We start from the raw sequence: 17954 nt of genomic DNA, 5'->3' as shown, positions 1-17954 counted from the left end.
CGGCCGGCACGCAGCGGACGGGTAAAGCTGGCGGAGAGGGAGGGATTCGAACCCCCGATAGGCTTGCACCTATGCCGCATTTCGAGTGCGGTGCATTCAACCACTCTGCCACCTCTCCAGGCGCAAATCAGGGGCGGCGCCCCCGGGTCGGGCGCCGTTCTAGGGCACGGCGGCGGGGGTGACAAGGCGGGGTTTGCGATATTCCAACCGAAATCGGCAGCGCGGGCTGCGCCTGCGCTGCGAGGCGGGCCGGCGGGGGCGGCCCAGACAGGTGGGACCGCCGTACGCTGACACATGCCGGCGGTCCCGTGCCGCTACATCTTGGGGAAACCGACGGAAGAGACGGGGGTCAATCCGGCCGGCCTGAGCGACACGGCCGACCCTGGGCCATCCTTGCGTGCACCGCAACGCAAACCGGTCCTTAACCTAACCGGTCAAGGTTACCGGGGCTGCCGATCTATCCGATTGGTGGCACGGTACTTTTTCGCACGCGATGAATCGCGGCGGCGCCTGCCGCGGCATCCATGCTGCGCAACATATTGCACCGGATGCGGACGGGCCACGGGCAGATGCCCGTTCAATCCTTCTTCTTCTTGGCCGCCTTCTTGTCGTCGGACTTGTCCTCCCTGGCCTTGTCGTCCTTGTCCTTGCGGCCGTTCTCCTTGCGCCGGTTGGTGAAGCGGGCATTGCCGAGGCCGGTGCCGATGGTCAGCACGCCCCAGCGCTCGAACTCCTGCATGAACGGCACCTCTGAGAGGCCCTGCACGACGCCGTCATTGTGCATCAGCACCGCGGTGTCGTGATCGCCGATCATCGGGATCGCCTCGACCAGGCTGGCCGGCAGATTGAACTTGCTGCTCTCCCAATTGCCCGGCAGGTTCTGCGCGCCTTTTTCGATCGAGCCATCCTCGTTGATGACGCCGGGACAGGCGATGCCGATGAAGGGCGCGAGCTTGAGCCCTTCGGTGTCGGCCTCCTCGATCAGCCCCTTCAGCATCTTGGCGAGCCGCTTGACCGCACCTTCCCGCGTGGGCTCGTCATCGGCATGGCGCCACAGATCGGACTTCCACACCGACGCCTTCGACAGGTCCGGCGACTTCTTCCAGGCAGTCTCGACCACGCCGCAGCGGATGTTGGTGCCGCCGATGTCGACGGCGAGGATGCTGTCGTGGGCCTCGAAGATCCAGGACGGCGCCAGATGCAGCGCGCCGATCAGGCCGGCATCGTCGGGGTGGTAGCGGATCGGCTCGAGCTCGACGCCAAAGCCCTCGTCCTTGAGGATGATCTCGGTGCGCGCGATCGCCAGCTCGCCGAGCCGGGAATCGCGAAAACCGCCGCCGACCACGATGCATTCGGTCTTGGCCCAAGCCTTGGTGCGCAGGAATCGGCGGGTGACATGGGCGAGCTCCTGGGCGAACTCCTCGGTCGCGGAATGGACGACCGCCGAGGCCTCGGTGTCGTCGCCGACCAGGATCTCATCCAGCGCCTTCTTGCTGATGGTCTCGCTGTCCTCGTCGCCGAACGGATCCTTGCCGGATTTGCGCAACGGCTTGCGCCAGCGCTCCAGGATCTTGCGGAAGGCGCCCTTGGAGGCGCGGTCGCCGAGGAAACCGTCCTCATCCTTCAGCTCGATGTTGAAGCTGTCGATCTCGACCGACGGCAGCCGGGCGGCGCCGTGGCGGGCGATGCCCGTGGTGGTCATGACGTCGTCGGCCATGTCTTGCTCCGTGTGTGCGGCGATAACGGCGGACGGAACAGATGGTTCGGGGGAGGCAGCGAATAGCGAGTAGCGAAGGGCGAATAGGGATCGGCCGGCGCCCTTCCCTACTCGCTACTCCCTATTCGCCATTCGCCCTTTTCCTTGACTCGTCGCCCCGAGCGGCTATAAGCCCCCGATCGACCGGCGCGAGCTTCTCGCGCCGATTGTCGTTGCGCGTATCGGACTGGCCTCGATGCCAGGGACACGCCGACGCCGGCCCCGATTGGGCCGGATCTCATGAACCATAACGACTGAACAAGAAGCCGACCCGGGGCCATCGCGCTCCGAGGCCGGGATCGAACACGAAGGATGAGAACGATGTTCGCAGTCATCAAAACCGGCGGCAAGCAATACCGCGTCGCCCCGGATGATGTGCTCGAGATTGGCAAGATCGACGGTGAACCCGGCACGATCGTGCAGCTGAACGAGGTGCTGGTGGTCGGTGGCGACACCCCGGTGCTGGGCATTCCGGCCGTGGCCGGCGCGTCCGTGGCCGTCGAGGTGCTGGACCACAAGCGTGGCCCCAAGGTCATCGCGTTCAAGAAGCGCCGCCGCAAGAATTCGCGCCGCAAGCGCGGCTACCGGGACGAGCTGACCTTGATCCGCGTCTCGGAGATCCTGACCGACAACGCCAAGCCGACCAAGGGCCCGCGCCCGAAGAAGGCCAAGGCGGAAGCCCCGGCGGCCGACGCCGCCGAGTAAATGCTGGCGCGCGTGGCGCGCCGCATCGGCTTCAAACCTTCATCGCGCGGATTTTTCGTCCGCGCCCAGCAAATGTGAATGATCCCTTAGCGGAATCGCGCTATTGGTGATCTGAGAGATCGGAGACGAGCGATGGCTCATAAAAAGGCAGGCGGTTCATCCCGCAACGGACGCGACTCCAAGGGCAAGCGCCTCGGCATCAAGGCGTTCGGCGGCGAGCGCGTGATTCCCGGCAACATCATTGCGCGTCAGCGCGGCACGACCTGGCACCCCGGCATGAACGTCGGCATGGGCACGGACCACACGATCTTCGCGAAAATCGAGGGTGTCGTCGAGTTCCATGACCGTGCCAACCGCACGTTCATCTCGGTACGCCCGGTAGCCGCCCAAGCTGCTGAGTAACATACGGTGGAACAATTCGCGTCCGCCGGGTCCTGACGAACCGGCGGAGCGCCAGATGGCTCCAGGGGAGGCGGGACAACCGGCCTCCCCTTTTCATTTTCGCTGATCGATTGATCCCGAAGCGTCGATGGAGCCCGACATGCTGCAGGACATCACCACTCCCACCTTGCGCGAGGCGAGACCTTGCGTCCTCGAGACACAACGGCTGACCCTGCGTCCGCCCGTGCTCGCGGACGTGACCGCCATCGCCCGGCTCGCCAATGACCGGCGGATTGCCGAAAACACCCGCCGCCTGCCGCATCCCTATTCCGAAGTCGATGCCGCCCGCTTCGTGCGTGCGCTGGAGCACAGCGGCGAGACCGCGTTCGTGATCGAGCATCTGGATGCGCCGATCGGCATGGTCGGCATCAACCGGCCGGCATCCGGCCGCGCGGAGCTCGGCTACTGGCTTGGCGTCGAGCATTGGGGCCGCGGCTTCGGCACCGAGGCTGCGCGCGCCGCAATCGACGACTTCTTCGAGACGAGCGAGGACAATGTCCTGATCGGGCATGCGCGGGTCAGCAACCCGGCCTCGCGCAACATCCTCGAAAAGTGCGGCTTCCAATGGACCGGCGTCGAGCTGCACCGCTTCGAGGTGCTCGGCTCGTCGGCCCCGGTCGATGCGTTCCGGCTGACGCGCGGGGTGTGGGCCTCGCTGAAGGCGTGGGCCAAGACGGGGCGGCGGAGTTAGCCGGGCGACCGCTCCAAACTCACGGTCGTCCCGGCCTCGAGCCGGGACCCATAGCCACCGAAATCGGTGGTGGGATCACGCTGGAGCCACAGCCTTCTCCGACGTGGGCTGCACGGAGTCTGGGTCCCGGCTCGAGGCCGGGACGACGGCGGGGGGTGCCGCTACACCGGCGGATTCACCGCACCCTGGCCCTGCCCCAGGCTGCGCTCGCGCAGGTAGATGTACAGCCCCGCGCCGATGATGATGATGGCGCCGACGATCGTCGCCGGATGCGGCACGTCGCCGAACACGACGAAGCCGAACAGCACGGCCCAGACGATCATCGTGTACTGATAGGGCACGACCACCGAGGCCGGCGCGAGCTTCAGCGAGCGGTTGACGCAGAACAGCGCGGTTACCGAGATCAGGCCGGCGGCGGCGAACAGCACCAGGCTGCCGGGCGTCGGCGTGACCCAGCCGAATGCGGACATCGCGGCGCCGAGCAGGAAGGTGCCGACGAACTGCGATGAGGCCATCACGATGTCGGGCGTCGAGCGCAACGAGCGCGTGATCAGCATCAGCACCGCGAAGGACAGGCTGCCGCCGAGCGCGATCAGCGCCGGCAGGCTGAAGGTCTGCGCCGACGGACGCAGCGCGATCAGCACGCCGCAAAAGCCGATCAGGATCGCGGTCCAGCGCCGCCAGCCGACATGCTCGCGCAGCACCAGCGCCGACAGCGCGGTGACGAAGATCGGCCCGGCGAGATAATAGGTGATGACGTCGGCGAGCGGCAGATACACGGTGGCGAGGAAGAACGCCGCGACCTCCAGGGTCGACAGAACCACGCGCACGAGCTGCAGCCAGGGGCGTTCGAGCTGCAGGAAGGCACTGCGGTTGCGCCAGATGAACGGCGCGAGCAGCAGCAGCGCGGCGCAGGCGCGCAGCCACAGCAGCTGGCCGACGGAGTAGGTCGACACCAGGAACTTGCCCAGCGCGTCGCCGAACGAGAACATCGCGATCGACAGCAGCATCAGGCCGATGCCGGCCAGTCGCGCCGAACGCTCGTCGGTGGCGGTGGAGATTCGGGAGAGCACGCTCATGATGGTGCTGCCTTATCAGGCAGGCCTGACCGGCTCCAGCCCTTCCGCGGAAAGCGTGACGCAGCCCTGCCGCAACCCCGGCGCAACGCTCGCACACCCCTTGCGCAACGCTGAGATACCGCCCGAAATTAAGGCTTCCGGCCGAATTAAACCCATTCCACGGTTGCCGCGGCGGCCCGCCTCGCCTACGTAAGGCGCATCATGAAATTCCTCGATGAAGCCAAGGTCTATGTGCGCTCCGGCGACGGCGGCAACGGTTGCGTTGCGTTCCGGCGCGAGAAGTTCATCGAGTTCGGCGGCCCGAACGGCGGCAATGGCGGCCGCGGCGGCGACGTCGTGATCGAGGCCGTCGACGGACTCAACACCCTGATCGACTATCGCTACCAGCAGCATTTCAAGGCGCAGCGGGGTGGAAACGGCTCCGGCAAGGACTGCCACGGGGCTGGCGGCAAGTCCGTGGTGCTCAAGGTTCCCGTCGGCACCCAGATCTTCGACGAGGACCGCGAGACGCTGATTCACGACTTTACCGCCGTCGGCGAACGCTTCGTTCTGGCTGAGGGCGGCAATGGCGGCTTCGGCAATGCGCATTTCAAATCGCCGACCAACCGCGCACCACGCCACGCCAATCCCGGCCAGCCCGGCGAGGAGCGCTGGATCTGGCTGCGCATGAAGCTGATCGCCGATGCCGGCCTGGTCGGGCTGCCCAACGCCGGCAAGTCGACCTTCCTGTCGAAGGTGTCGGCCGCCAAGCCGAAGATCGCCGACTATCCTTTCACCACGCTGCACCCGCAGCTCGGCGTCGTGAACGCCGACGGCCGCGAATTCGTGCTGGCGGACATTCCCGGCCTGATCGAGGGCGCGCATGAGGGCGCCGGGCTCGGCGACCGCTTCCTCGGCCATGTCGAGCGCTGCCGCGTGCTGCTGCATCTGGTCGATGCCACCTGCGAGCATGCCGGCAAGGCCTACAAGACGGTGCGGCATGAGCTCGAGGCCTATGGCGGCGAGCTCACCGACAAGGTCGAGATCGTCGCACTCAACAAGATCGACGCCGTCGATCCGGATGAGCTGAAGAAGCAGAAGGACCGGCTCAAGCGCGCGGCCAAGAAGACGCCGCTGCTGATCTCCGGTGCGACCGGCGAAGGCGTCAAGGACGCCCTTCGCAAGCTCGCCGATGTGATCAGCGAGCAGCCGGTATCCAACAAGGCCAAGAGCACGGCCGAGAGCGCGGCAACCGAAGAGCCATGGGCGGCGCCCTCGCCACCACAAGGTTGAGCTGAAGCTCAACCTTGCCTCGCGGGCCCTGGCTTGCGACACTCCGCCGCGATCAATCACTCCTTGCTCCGTCCCGCGCGGCCCGCGTGCCAGTCACGCAACCGCTCGACACGCGACGAGAGCTCGAACCGACCCCGTTCACGCCATGGCACCCCGTCTCGAAAATTTCCACCGCATCGTCGTCAAGGTCGGCTCGTCGCTGCTGGTCGATTCCGAGGCCGGCGAGGTCCGCGCCTCCTGGCTGACGGCGCTGGCGGCCGACATCGCGCGGCTGCATGGCCGCGGCTGCGAGCTCTTGGTGGTGTCGTCGGGCTCGATCGCGCTCGGGCGAAGCCGGCTGAAGCTGCCGCGCGGACCGCTGAAGCTCGAAGAGAGCCAGGCCGCCGCCGCGGTCGGCCAGATCGCCCTGGCGCGGATCTGGTCCGAGGTGCTCGGCGCGCACGGCATCGGCGCCGGCCAGATCCTGGTGACCCTGCAGGACACCGAGGAGCGCCGGCGCTATCTCAATGCGCGCTCGACCATCGCCAAGCTGCTGGATTGGCGCGCGGTGCCTGTGATCAACGAGAACGACACGGTGGCGACCGCTGAAATTCGGTACGGCGACAATGACCGCCTCGCCGCGCGGGTCGCGACCATGGCGAGCGCGGACCTCTTGGTGCTGCTGTCGGACATCGACGGTCTCTACACCGCTCCGCCCGCCCAGGATCCGAACGCCCGCCTGATCCCGGTGGTCGAGAGCATCACCGCCGACATCGAGGGCATGGCCGGAAGCGCCGCTTCGGAATTCTCCCGCGGCGGCATGAAAACCAAGATCGAGGCCGCCAAGATCGCCACGACCGGCGGCACTCACATGCTGATCGCCTCCGGCAAGATCGAGCACCCGCTGGCCGCGATCGCCAATGGCGGCCGCTGCACCTGGTTTCTCACGCCCGCCAACCCCGTCACGGCGCGCAAGCGCTGGATCGCAGGCTCGCTGGAGCCGAAGGGCACGCTGACGATCGACGCCGGTGCCGTCACCGCGCTGCGCGCCGGCAAGAGCCTGCTGCCGGCCGGCGTGATCCGGGTCGACGGCCAGTTCGCCCGCGGCGATGCGGTGGTCGTGCGCGGCCCCGACACCCACGAGATCGGCCGCGGCCTCGTCGCCTACGATGCCGATGACGCCGAGCGCATCAAGGGCCGGTCGTCGCCGGATGTTGCCTTGATCCTGGGGATCTCCGGCCGTGCCGAGATGATTCATCGCGACGACCTGGTGATCGGGCCTGCCGGTGCCGCGGTCTAGACCGTGATCTCAATGGGAAGCTGCCCTTCGGCGCAGGTCGTGCTCGGACAACAATCCCAAGCGCGGCGATGATTCAAGCATCGCTGCGCTCGAGAAGCTCGGGTTCAGTTCAATGCTATTTCTTGACGGCGCATCCGCTCCTGACGCAATCACCGGGGGCGCGTATGAAGGTGTCGCAGGCGGCATCCACCTCGGCCTTGAGATGGGCCATCGCGGTCTGTTTGGCGCTCGTGCAGGCTCCTTTGGTGCAACCTTGTCCAGTGAATTTCGCCGTCTTGTTGTGATCCCCAACCGGACATTTCCCGCCGGGGTTGACGAGTTTCGCCGTCGCCGTGACGGTCCCGGCCGTGGCGACGGCGGTTGGAACGACCGACAAGAGTACCGTGATCGTCATTGACGAAAGAAGTATGCGCATCGAACTAGTCCTCCTTGCTGTTGAAGATGAGGTTGCTTTCGATCCTGTGATCGAAGCAGCTGCCGCCCCGACCGGGCGAGACGCCGCAAAGAGCCCGACGAAATTGGGTGATCTCAAACCGGCTCGCACTTTTCGGGGTATGCCTCAGTGCGGTCCGGCCTCTGCTAGACGCCGTTTCGTGACCGGCTCCCGGCCCTCCGGCAGCAAGCCAGCAACCTGAGCGGACCCGCTTGTCTGCTCTTCACGCAAACGCACCTCCCACGCCATGAGCGAGTTGGGGTCTATTCCCGCTGGAAGCTCGATCGGCATAGTGAAGTGGTTCTCGCCACGTCCAGGGCCGTACATTGGACGCGCTAGGGCCTGAGCCAGATCGATCCACCCGATGGGGCAGGCCTTTGAAAAATACGCCACGGGAAGCCCCAATGTGGCCCCCTTGGTCTTGCCGCCGAATACGTGATCGCCGCGACTGGTCGCTTGCCCATTGCCGCAGTTGCCGGAGCCCGCAACGTGGTGACTATCGAGCGTGACTGTGAGACTGGCATCATGCTGATGCTTGCGATCATCTTGGTCCTTGAGAGGACCGCCGTAGGTACGCCCTATCGCACCAGCATCGTTGGCAACCAGTAACAGGCGTCCGTTCGTGTTGGTTGCCCGACTGCTGCCAGCAGGGCAGGTATTGCCCGGCATGAAGAACAGCATGCCGGATGGGAGCGCGGCGCTCGCCGCTTGCGCCGATGAAGGCTCGCTGCTCAGGCTTGTGATGGCGAGGATGGAAGAGAGCCATATGAGAACGAGGCGAGGCGCGAGTGCGCATTTGTTCATTTGCCACCTCCGCAATTGCGGTGACGAAGCGCTTTAGCAGCAAACAACTAAAAGGTAACATACTAAAGCTAAAACAATTTTAAGTTTTGTCAATCAAAAAGAGTGATCATTGAACATACAATTTTAGATCGAAATTATGATCCTGCCGATCAGCCGTGGTTTTTGTTTGTTGCGCGACTGTCGGCAGCGCCTGCACGCTACGCGTGCATCGGAGACGAGGCCATGAGTCCCGGCGCTTGCCCGGCCTCGCTAAGCCAGGGCTCTTCCACGGGACACTGAGTGCGACAACGCAACTTCGACGTAATGGGTGTCGGGCCGGGCACGTCCGCAGCGCGTCAGTGCTCCGGGCGGCGCCGACCCGGGATCCCGGCCAATCCGGTCACCTCACGAAAGCGCTGGATCGCCGGATTGCTGGAGCCCAAGGGCACACTGACGATCGACGCCGGCGCCGTCAGTGCGCTCCGCGCCGGCAAGAGCCTGCTGCCGGCCGGCGTGATCCGGGTCGACGGCCAGTTCGCCCGCGGCGATGCCGTGGTCGTGCGCGGCCCGGACACCGACGAGATCGGCCGCAGCCACGTCGCCTACGAGGCCGACGACGCCGAGCGCATCAAGGGGCGCTCCTCACCTGACGTCGCCGTCATCCTGGGAATATCCGGCCGGGCCGAGATGATCCATCGCGACGACCTGGTCATCGGGCCGGCGGGGGTGGCATCCGCCGGATAGGCTAGCGCTTGCGTTTCAGCTCGCGCTCGAAATCGCGGCCGCCATAGGCGATCGTGATGATCTCCACGCGCGTCTTGAGAACACGAAAGGCGATCGTGACGCGGCGCTCGAAGCCGATGGTCCGCAGTCCTTTGAGGATGTCGTCTCGCCTGGTGCCCCGCTCGGGATAATACCCCAGCGCCAAGCACGTGTCGCGTATCCGCCGCACATAAGCGATCGCGATGGCCGGGCTGCTGTGATCCGCGATGTAGTCGTAAAGGGCCGTCAACTCGGCATTGGCTTCGTCCCGGAAGACGACCTTACGCGCCACGCTTGTTGGCTTTCACACGACGGGCGTGCCGCGCCTCCAGACGCTCGAACACGGTCTCCGCCGGGATACTGGGCTTCTTGTTGGCGAGGGAGGCCTTCACCTTGCTGCGAAGAAAGTCGTCGTAGACGGCCCCGCGCTCGTCCAAGGCACGCAGCGCGTCAGCGAAAACATCGTTAACGTTCTCGTAATGGCCATTTTCCAGCTGGCGCTTCAGCATATCCTGCTGTTTCGCGCTCAGCTCGACCTGAAATGCTTTGCTTGGCATGGCGTCCCGCCCTCGTTCTCACGGCACCATAGCATAGCCAACGCTTGGATTTGAGGCTCTCTCTGACCGCTTCGAACAGCGTCACCTGCACTTCGCATCCGGCCGTTTTCCGTGCTACACCATGACCTTAATTCAAGGTTGAACCGCCCATGACCGCGCCTCTCAAAGCCATCGACGGCAGCGCCGACCTGCCCGCGCTGATGAACGCCCTCGCCCAGCAGGCGCGCGCCGCCGCGCGGGTGCTGGCGCTGGCGCCGGCCGAGCAGAAGAACCGGGCGCTGGAGGCGATGGAACGCCTGATCCGCGCCCGCGCTGAGACGATCATCGCCGCCAATGCGGAGGATGTCGCCGAGGCCAAGGCCGGCGGCATGGCGGCGTCGTTCGTCGACCGTCTGACCTTGACGCCGGCGCGCGTCGCCGGCATGGCCGATGGCATTGCCGTGGTGCGCGGCGTCGCCGATCCCGTCGGCGTGGTCACCGAGAGCTGGCAGCGGCCCAACGGCATGACCATCGAGCGGGTTCGGGTGCCGCTCGGCGTCATCGGCGTGATCTTCGAGAGCCGCCCCAACGTCGCGGCCGATGCCGGGGTGCTGTGCCTGAAGTCCGGCAATGCGGTGATCCTGCGCGGCGGTTCGGATTCGTTCCGCTCCTGCCGTGCCATCCATCAATGCCTGGTCGACGGCTTGCGCGAGGCCGGGCTGCCGGAGGCGGCGATCACGCTGGTGCCGACGCGCGACCGCGCGGCCGTGGGCCTGCTGCTGTCCGGCCTGAACGGCGGCGTCGACGTGATCGTGCCGCGCGGGGGAAAAAGCCTCGTCGCGCGTGTCGAGGCCGAGGCACGGGTGCCGGTGTTCGCGCATCTCGAAGGCGTCAACCACGTCTATGTCGACGGCGCCGCCGATCTGGAGATGGCGAAATCGATCGTGCTGAACGCCAAGATGCGGCGCACCGGTGTGTGCGGCGCGGCCGAGACGCTGCTGATCGACCGGGCGGCGCAGGACAAGATCGAGCCGCTGGTCGACATGCTGATCGGCGCCGGCTGCGAGGTGCGCGGCGATGCAGCCGTCCGCGCCGCCGATGCCCGCGTGAAGCCCGCCGGCGACGAGGATTGGGACACCGAATATCTCGACGCCATCATCGCCGCCAAGGTCGTCGATGGCGTGGATGGCGCGATCGCGCACATTCACGAGCATGGCTCGCACCACACCGATGCGATCGTCACCGCGGACAATGCCGCGGCCGACAGATTCCTCAACGAGGTTGACTCGGCGATCGTGCTGCACAATGCCTCGACGCAATTCGCGGATGGCGGCGAGTTCGGTTTCGGCGCCGAAATCGGCATTGCGACCGGCAAGTTCCATGCACGTGGGCCCGTCGGCGTCGAACAGCTGACCAGCTTCAAGTACCGGATCCACGGCACTGGGCAGACGCGGCCATGACCGTCGCAGCCTGTGGTTGAGTTGGACGGCCAGCGAGCGGGGGCAACCGTGACGGACGACGACGCGGTGCGCCCTGCGATCCGCCAGGCGCTGCCGCCCTCCAGCGACGGCATGCGCATCGGCCTGCTCGGCGGCTCCTTCAATCCGCCGCACCAGGCGCATCGCGCGATCAGCCTGTTTGCGCTGAAGCGGCTGCAGCTCGACCGTGTCTGGTGGCTGGTCACGCCCGGCAATCCGCTCAAGGACAATGGCGGGCTGCATGCGCTTGCCGAGCGCGCGGCTGCGGCACGCAAGGTCGCCGCCGATCCGCGCATCGAAATCAGCTGTCTCGAATCCGTCATCGGTACCCGCTACACTGCGGACACGATCGATTATCTGCGCCGGCGCGCCTCCCGCCTGCGCTTCGTGTGGATCATGGGCGCCGACAACCTCGCGCAGTTCCATCGCTGGCAGAAGTGGCAGCACATCGCGGCTCAGGTTCCGATTGCCGTGGTCGACCGTCCGCCCCGCAGCTTTCGCGCTCTGAACGCCCCCGCCGCGCGCGCGCTGGCGCGGTATCGCATTCCTGAAGCGGAGGCCAGCCGGCTGGCGGGGCGGGCGGCGCCAGCCTGGGTCTACCTCACCGGGCTGAAAATGAGCCTGTCGTCGACCGGGCTGAGGAACCCGGACGGCAGCTGGAAGTCGTTCTGAGATCGACGCATGCACCCGCGGCATCGGATGTGCATGGAACTTACCGTCCCGTCGGGGGTCCGAGGCGGGGCGGCAGGCAAGACGCCGGACCGGGGTGGCGGGGGACTGGATTGTTGAAACCATGCACCCCACATGCCTAGTATGGTCAGCAGGCCGTGATGGATTCGGCCTGCGATACAGTGAAAGGAATGGTCCCTGACCACATCTGTATTGTCCAAGTCGGCCTTACCCAAGACGAAGGCAACGAGTTCGAAATCGGCTTCTGCCAAATCTGTTGCCAAGTCTGCGCGTAACGCTTCGACCCAAGATGCGGCCTTGCAGGCGCAACCCGACGCCGACAAGCCTGACGCGGATAAGACTCTGCGCACGATCCTCTCCCGCCTCGAGGACATGAAGGCGGAGGAGACGGTCACCATCGATCTTCACGGCAAATCGGCGTATTCCGACTACATGGTCGTCACCACGGGCCGCTCGAACCGGCACGTCGGATCGATCGCGGAAAACGTCGCCAAGGGCCTGAAGGAAGCCGGGACCAAGAAGCTCCATATCGAGGGCCTGCCCAATTGCGATTGGGTCCTGATCGATTCCGGCGACGTGATCGTGCACGTGTTCAGGCCTGAGGTCCGCGAGTTCTACAACCTCGAGCGGTTGTGGACGCAGGGGCCGAACCCGGCGAAGACGGTCTAGCCGGCCGGCCGCGGCGAGCGGTGCGAATCGCAACGCGCACGTGCTAGGCCGTGTGCATGCGCCTGATCGTGGTCGCCATCGGCCGGTTGAAGCAGGGTCCCGAGCGAGAGCTCGCGGAGCGTTACCGCGAGCGTTTCGACGACATCGGCCGCAAGCTTGGCTTTCGCGGCCTCGACATCCATGAGCTTCCGGAAAGCCGCGCCCGCGATGCCGCGACGCGCATGGCCGAGGAGGCCGCGGCGATCTCCGCTGCCATCCCCGACAAGTCCGTCCTGGTCTGCCTCGACGAGCGTGGCCAGAACATCGACAGCACAACCTTTGCGGGTCACCTCGGACGCTGGCGTGACGAGGGCATTCCGACCGCCGCGTTCGTGATCGGCGGCGCAGACGGACTTTCGCCCGAATTCCGGCGCAGAGCCAAGCTTGGGATCGCGTTCGGAGCTGCGACCTGGCCGCACCAGATCGTCCGCGTCCTTTTGCTCGAGCAGATTTACCGTACTGCTACGATCCTCGCTGGTCACCCCTATCACCGCGCTTGAAACACGGACGATGGGAGCACAATAAGGACCTCGATGTTTGCCGCGCGGCCCCTTTCTCCCTCCCCTGTTCCCGTCCGCCGCCGCCGGGCGCGCCACGCGTCGCTGATCGCGCTGCTGATCGTCCTTCCCACCGGACCCGCGATGCCGCAGACAGGACTTCGTCCGTCGATCCCCGGTACTGCCTCACCGACGACCGCCTCGCCAACGCCGGCGACACCCGAGCAGCTGAAGCAGCGCGAACAGGAGCTGGAGGCTGCCCGCGCGGCCCAGAAGGCGGCCGCCGAAGCCCAGGAGCGCCTGAAGGCCGATATCGCCGCGCTCGGCGAGGACCGCGGCAAGCTCAATCAGCAGCTGATCGACGTCGCGGCCCAGGTCCGCGGCGTCGAGATCCGCGTCGGCGAGGCCGAAACACGGCTGCGCGGACTCGACGGCCGTGAGCAGGATCTGCGCAACTCGCTGGAGGCGCGGCGGACCGAGATCATCGAGGTGCTGGCCGCACTGCAGCGCGCAGGCCGCCGCACGCCGCCTGCCCTGCTGGTCCGGCCCGAGGACGCGCTCCAATCGCTGCGCACCGCCATGCTGCTGGGCTCGGTCATTCCGGAAATGCGCGTTCGTGCCGAGAAGCTCTCGACCGATCTCGGCGAGCTCGTCGCCATCCGCAAGACCATCGCGTCGGAGCGAGACAAGGTCGCCGCCGACCGCGACAGGCTGCGGACCGATCAAACCCGTCTCGCCGCCCTCGTCGAGGAGCGGCAGCGCAAGCAGGCCTCGGCCGAGAAGGACATGGAAGCGGAGAGCCTGCGCGCCACCGCGCTGGCGCAGCAGATCGACTCGCTGCAAAGCCTGATCACGACGATGGAGCTGGACCTGAAGAGCGCGGCCAAGGCCGCATCGACGGCAAGCCTGCAGGGCGTTCCGGTGAATGCGAAGCCTGACGCGAATGCGCTCCGCAATCCCGCCCGCAAGGCGCCGGCGATTGCGTTCGCCTCGACCAAGGGCATGCTGACCTATCCGGTCAATGGCAGCAAGATTCGCGAATTCGGCGCATCCGACGGCGCCGGCGGCTCCGATAAAGGCATTTCTTTGGCAGCCCGTCCGGGCGCCCAGGTCACAACCCCGTGTGATGGCTGGGTTGTGTATGCCGGCCCCTTCCGCAGCTACGGACAACTCTTGATCCTCAACGCCGGTGGCGGGTATCATGTCCTGATCGCCGGGATGGAGCGCATTTCCGTCAATATCGGGCAGTTTGTTCAGACGGGAGAGCCGGTCGCGACAATGGGTATTACCTCCCAGGTCGCCTCCATTCTCGCCACCACTGCGAGTCAACCAGTGCTCTATGTCGAGTTCCGCAAGGATGGCACTCCAATCGATCCAGGCCCATGGTGGGCCGCAAATGAAGGCGAAAAGGTACGCGGATGATGCGTAAGACTTCGGTAATTCTCCTGAGCGCGGCCACCGGTGCGGCACTGACGTTGTTCGTGTCGCAACCGCGCGCGGTGTTGATGGGATCGACCGCGCGCGCCGCGACCTCCGATACCTATCGCCAGCTCAATTTGTTCGGCGACGTGTTCGAGCGGGTGCGCAGCGACTACGTCGAGAAGCCCGACGATTCCAAGCTCGTCGAGTCCGCGATCAGCGGCATGCTGTCGGGCCTCGATCCGCATTCGAGCTACATGGATGCGAAGAGCTTCCGCGACATGCAGGTGCAGACCCGCGGCGAGTTCGGCGGCCTCGGCATCGAGGTGACGATGGAGGACGGCCTGATCAAGGTCGTCTCGCCGATCGACGATACGCCGGCCTCCAAAGCAGGCATCCAGGCCAACGACATCATCACCAATCTCGACGACGAAGCCGTGCAGGGCCTGACCCTCAACCAGGCGGTCGAGAAGATGCGCGGCCCGGTCGGCACCAAGATCAAGCTGAAGGTCATGCGCAAGGGCGCCGACAATCCGCTCGACGTGACGCTGACCCGCGACAACATCCGCGTCCGTTCGGTGCGTTCGCGGACCGAGAGCGACGACATCGCCTACATCCGGATCACGACGTTCAACGAGCAGACCACCGAAGGCCTGAAGAAGAGCATCGCCGATCTGCAAGGCTCGATCGGCGACAAGCTGAAGGGCTACATCATCGACCTGCGCAACAACCCGGGCGGCCTGCTCGAAGAGGCCGTCACCGTGTCGGACGCGTTCCTGGAGCGCGGTGAGATCGTTTCGACCCGCGGCCGCAATGCCGAGGAGACGCAGCGCCGCTCCGCGCATGCCGGCGACCTCACCAAGGGCAAGCCGGTCATCGTGCTGGTCAATGGCGGCTCGGCTTCGGCGTCGGAGATCGTGGCCGGCGCGCTGCAGGACCACAAGCGCGCCACGCTGGTCGGCACGCGCTCGTTCGGCAAGGGCTCGGTGCAGACCATCATTCCACTCGGCGCCGGCAATGGCGCGCTGCGCCTGACCACCGCGCGCTACTACACGCCGTCCGGCAAGTCGATCCAGGCCAAGGGCATCGTGCCCGACATCGAGGTCCTGCAGGACGTGCCGGAAGAGCTGAAGTCGCGCACCGACACCAAGGGCGAGGCCTCGCTGCGCGGCCACCTCAAGAATGACGGCGACGAGAAGACCGGCTCGCAGTCCTACGTGCCGCCGGATGCCAAGGACGACAAGGCGCTCAAGCTCGCCGCCGACCTGCTCCACGGCATCAAGAACAGCGCCAATACGCCGGCGCCGACCGAGAAGGCCGCGGCCGACAAGCCGGCTAAGGCTGCCAACTAAGCAGCCGGCTGATCTCAAGATCGGGTTTGAAGGGCGGCCTCCGGGCCGCCCTTTTTGTTTCCGCGGGTTTCCCGGGTCAGGCTCCGCCGATCTACGGGCTCGCGGACACTGCGCCTGCACCCGAATCCCTGCCGTGGTATCGTCGACCCGATTGATTCGGGAATTTCGATGACAGAGACGGCCGACGAGCTGAGCGCCCCGCTCGGACAGACGGAAAAGCGTCGCAGACGCCGCATTCGGCTTCCCTTCACGGCGTTGCAGGCCCTCGCCATGCTGCTCGGCCTGTTCCTGGTCGTGTTCGCAGGCTTTGCCATGTTCAGCGACAATCCGCTCGGCGGCGAGCCGGTCGCCAGAGTCGCGATCAACGAGGGCGCCAAGCCCGACGACAAGCCGGCCGCGACCAAGCCCGAGGCCAAGCCGGACCACGGCGCGGCGCCCGCCGCCAAGTCCGAGGGTGGCGAGCGCAAGACGGTCACCATCATCGACGGCTCCAGCGGCGCCCGCCAGGAGGTCGCGATCGGCCCGGCCGGAAGCGACACCGCCGAGCCGGGCGCTGCCGCTCCGACAAGCCAGATGCCGGGCGTCGACGCGCGCCTGCTGGAGAAATCGCGCTACGGCATGATCCCGGTGATGGCCGACGGCGTGAAGCCGTTCACCGCCTACGCGGCCGACGCCGACCGCGCCAAGGCTGCGCGCATGCCGGCGGTCGCGATCGTCATCGGCGGCCTCGGCGTCGGCGCGGCCAAGACCGTGGACGCCATCATGAAGCTGCCGCCCGCAGTGACCCTGGCCTTCACGCCCTATGGCGCCGATCCGACCAAGCTCGCCGAGCGCGCCCGGGCGCAGCGTCACGAGATCCTGCTGCAGGTGCCGATGGAGCCCTACGACTATCCGGACAACGATCCTGGCCCGCAGACCTTGCTCGCGACGTTGGGGCCGGACCAGAACATCGACCGGCTGTTCTGGCACATGAGCCGGCTGCAGGGTTATGTCGGCATCGGCAATTTCATGGGCGCGCGCTTCGTCGCGACCGAGGCGGCGATGCAGCCGATCGTGAACGAGGCCGCCAAGCGCGGCCTTGCGCTGTTCGACGATGGCGCTGCGCCGCGCAGCGTGGCGGCGTCGCTGGCGACCGGTCGCGCGATGCCGTTCGCCAAGGGCGACGTTGCCATCGATGCGGTGCCGACGCCGGTCGAGATCGACAACGCGCTGACCAAGCTCGAGAGCCTCGCCAAGGAGCGCGGCGTCGCGGTCGGCACGGCATCGGCGCTGCCGGTCTCGATCGACCGCATCGGTACCTGGATCAAGGGCCTCGACCGCAAGGGCATTCTGCTGGTGCCATTGACAACCGCGATGCTGAAATCAAAATCGAATTGAACGGGCGTACGCCGCTCAGCGGCGACGCAATGCGGGGTCGGCGCGACGAGGCGCAGAGCACAACGCAGGAAGGCCGAGACGGAATGACGCGCTACGAGGACCTGCCCTACCGCACCTGCGTCGGCATCACGCTGATCAACGCGGAAGGGCTGGTGTTCATCGGCCGCCGCGCCGGCGGCATCGAGCATGTCGACGACACCCATGTCTGGCAGATGCCGCAGGGCGGCGTCGATCCCGGCGAGGATGCCTGGGAAGCCGCCAAGCGCGAGTTGTATGAGGAGACCAGCGTCCGCTCGGTCGAGAAGCTCGCCGAGATCGACGACTGGCTGACCTACGACATCCCGCGCACGGTGGCGGGGCGGGCCTGGAAAGGCCGCTATCGCGGCCAGCGCCAGAAATGGTTCGCGCTGCGCTTCACCGGCAAGGACGCCGAGATCGACGTCGAGCGTCCCGGTGGCGGCCACCACAAGGCCGAGTTCATCACCTGGCGCTGGGAGCCGATGCAGAACCTGCCCACGCTGATCGTGCCGTTCAAGCGGCCGGTTTATGAGCGCGTGGTCAAGGAATTCGCGACGCTGGCGGGCAGCTGAGCCAGCCCCGCAGATCATCCACGACGCGGGCGGTGAAACCGTGTCATACGCTTGCACTGCAGAAAATCTCTGCAGAACCGTCGCGACAACGCCGTCACGTTGCGTT

19 protein-coding genes, 1 tRNA gene and 1 pseudogene are annotated in these 17954 nt (G+C 66.2%); 14 read left to right on the top strand and 7 right to left on the bottom strand.

The window, feature by feature from the left end; translation table 11 throughout:
• Window positions 1–28 precede the first annotated feature (28 nt).
• Together QXZ94_RS27485 and QXZ94_RS27480 are read right to left on the bottom strand one after the other, a co-directional pair.
• Window positions 29–118, bottom strand: a tRNA-Ser gene (locus QXZ94_RS27485).
• 459 nt (window positions 119–577) lie between these two features.
• Window positions 578–1717, bottom strand: a complete 1140-nt coding sequence (locus QXZ94_RS27480) for an ROK family protein (RefSeq protein WP_315723664.1) — start codon at window positions 1715–1717, stop codon at window positions 578–580.
• A gap of 360 nt (window positions 1718–2077) precedes the next feature.
• Between QXZ94_RS27480 and rplU the strand changes: the two genes are divergently transcribed.
• From rplU to QXZ94_RS27465, 3 genes are all read left to right on the top strand, one after another.
• Window positions 2078–2461: a 50S ribosomal protein L21 gene (gene rplU / locus QXZ94_RS27475; RefSeq protein ID WP_035648644.1), complete on the top strand. Its 384-nt coding sequence runs from the start codon at window positions 2078–2080 to the stop codon at window positions 2459–2461.
• Window positions 2462–2593: 132 nt separating this feature from the next.
• Window positions 2594–2863, top strand: coding sequence for a 50S ribosomal protein L27 (gene rpmA / locus QXZ94_RS27470; protein WP_315723661.1), 270 nt, complete (start codon window positions 2594–2596; stop codon window positions 2861–2863).
• Between the two features lie 139 nt (window positions 2864–3002).
• On the top strand, window positions 3003–3593 hold the full coding sequence (locus QXZ94_RS27465) for a GNAT family N-acetyltransferase (RefSeq protein ID WP_315723658.1): 591 nt from the start codon (window positions 3003–3005) through the stop codon (window positions 3591–3593).
• A 161-nt stretch (window positions 3594–3754) separates the two neighbouring features.
• Here QXZ94_RS27465 and QXZ94_RS27460 read toward each other — a convergent pair whose 3' ends face one another.
• Window positions 3755–4672, bottom strand: a complete 918-nt coding sequence (locus tag QXZ94_RS27460; protein ID WP_315723656.1) for a DMT family transporter — start codon at window positions 4670–4672, stop codon at window positions 3755–3757.
• Window positions 4673–4873: 201 nt separating this feature from the next.
• Here QXZ94_RS27460 and obgE point away from each other — a divergent pair, with 201 nt between their 5' ends.
• Window positions 4874–5944 carry a GTPase ObgE gene (gene obgE / locus QXZ94_RS27455; protein WP_315723655.1) on the top strand — a complete coding sequence of 357 codons (1071 nt, stop codon included), beginning with the start codon at window positions 4874–4876 and terminating at the stop codon, window positions 5942–5944.
• Window positions 5945–6089: 145 nt separating this feature from the next.
• Complete coding sequence (proB, locus tag QXZ94_RS27450) at window positions 6090–7223, top strand: glutamate 5-kinase (protein WP_315723652.1); 1134 nt, start codon at window positions 6090–6092, stop codon at window positions 7221–7223.
• A 115-nt stretch (window positions 7224–7338) separates the two neighbouring features.
• On the opposite strand, the gene QXZ94_RS27445 is transcribed toward proB, so the two are convergent.
• A complete protein-coding gene (locus tag QXZ94_RS27445) occupies window positions 7339–7638 on the bottom strand; it encodes a hypothetical protein (RefSeq protein WP_315723650.1) in 300 nt (99 codons plus the stop codon).
• Window positions 7639–7782: 144 nt separating this feature from the next.
• Window positions 7783–8460 carry a hypothetical protein gene (locus tag QXZ94_RS27440; protein ID WP_315723648.1) on the bottom strand — a complete coding sequence of 226 codons (678 nt, stop codon included), beginning with the start codon at window positions 8458–8460 and terminating at the stop codon, window positions 7783–7785.
• A 366-nt stretch (window positions 8461–8826) separates the two neighbouring features.
• On the opposite strand from QXZ94_RS27440, the pseudogene QXZ94_RS27435 reads away from it, so the two are divergent.
• Window positions 8827–9183, top strand: a pseudogene (locus QXZ94_RS27435) (PUA domain-containing protein); the annotation flags it as partial.
• 1 nt (window position 9184) lies between these two features.
• Here QXZ94_RS27435 and QXZ94_RS27430 read toward each other — a convergent pair.
• On the bottom strand, window positions 9185–9493 hold the full coding sequence (locus tag QXZ94_RS27430; protein ID WP_315723646.1) for a type II toxin-antitoxin system RelE/ParE family toxin: 309 nt from the start codon (window positions 9491–9493) through the stop codon (window positions 9185–9187).
• Window positions 9483–9758 carry a type II toxin-antitoxin system ParD family antitoxin gene (locus QXZ94_RS27425; protein WP_006615118.1) on the bottom strand — a complete coding sequence of 92 codons (276 nt, stop codon included), beginning with the start codon at window positions 9756–9758 and terminating at the stop codon, window positions 9483–9485. The genes QXZ94_RS27430 and QXZ94_RS27425 overlap by 11 nt, the downstream gene beginning before the upstream one ends.
• A gap of 149 nt (window positions 9759–9907) precedes the next feature.
• Here QXZ94_RS27425 and QXZ94_RS27420 point away from each other — a divergent pair, with 149 nt between their 5' ends.
• The 8 genes from QXZ94_RS27420 (at window position 9908) to QXZ94_RS27385 (ending at window position 17848) form a co-directional block, all read left to right on the top strand.
• A complete protein-coding gene (locus QXZ94_RS27420; RefSeq protein WP_315723642.1) occupies window positions 9908–11197 on the top strand; it encodes a glutamate-5-semialdehyde dehydrogenase in 1290 nt (429 codons plus the stop codon).
• Window positions 11198–11275: 78 nt separating this feature from the next.
• The gene (locus QXZ94_RS27415; RefSeq protein WP_311976384.1) at window positions 11276–11887 is read left to right on the top strand and encodes a nicotinate-nucleotide adenylyltransferase; all 612 of its coding nucleotides are present in this window, start codon (window positions 11276–11278) and stop codon (window positions 11885–11887) included.
• A 360-nt stretch (window positions 11888–12247) separates the two neighbouring features.
• Complete coding sequence (rsfS, locus tag QXZ94_RS27410) at window positions 12248–12574, top strand: ribosome silencing factor (RefSeq protein ID WP_315726552.1); 327 nt, start codon at window positions 12248–12250, stop codon at window positions 12572–12574.
• A gap of 56 nt (window positions 12575–12630) precedes the next feature.
• The gene (gene rlmH / locus QXZ94_RS27405; RefSeq protein ID WP_315723640.1) at window positions 12631–13113 is read left to right on the top strand and encodes a 23S rRNA (pseudouridine(1915)-N(3))-methyltransferase RlmH; all 483 of its coding nucleotides are present in this window, start codon (window positions 12631–12633) and stop codon (window positions 13111–13113) included.
• Between the two features lie 33 nt (window positions 13114–13146).
• Window positions 13147–14532, top strand: coding sequence for a murein hydrolase activator EnvC family protein (locus QXZ94_RS27400; RefSeq protein ID WP_315723638.1), 1386 nt, complete (start codon window positions 13147–13149; stop codon window positions 14530–14532).
• A complete protein-coding gene (locus tag QXZ94_RS27395; protein WP_315723636.1) occupies window positions 14529–15881 on the top strand; it encodes a S41 family peptidase in 1353 nt (450 codons plus the stop codon). Before QXZ94_RS27400 ends, QXZ94_RS27395 begins: the two co-directional genes overlap by 4 nt.
• Window positions 15882–16049: 168 nt before the next feature.
• Complete coding sequence (locus QXZ94_RS27390; RefSeq protein ID WP_315723634.1) at window positions 16050–17258, top strand: divergent polysaccharide deacetylase family protein; 1209 nt, start codon at window positions 16050–16052, stop codon at window positions 17256–17258.
• An 83-nt stretch (window positions 17259–17341) separates the two neighbouring features.
• A complete protein-coding gene (locus tag QXZ94_RS27385; RefSeq protein ID WP_315723632.1) occupies window positions 17342–17848 on the top strand; it encodes an RNA pyrophosphohydrolase in 507 nt (168 codons plus the stop codon).
• The last annotated feature ends 106 nt before the right edge of the window (window positions 17849–17954 follow it).

It is taken from the genome of Bradyrhizobium sp. SZCCHNS2022, from assembly GCF_032377575.1.
Lineage (GTDB): Bacteria > Pseudomonadota > Alphaproteobacteria > Rhizobiales > Xanthobacteraceae > Bradyrhizobium > Bradyrhizobium aeschynomenes.
This window is presented reverse-complemented; position numbering and strand designations above follow the sequence as displayed.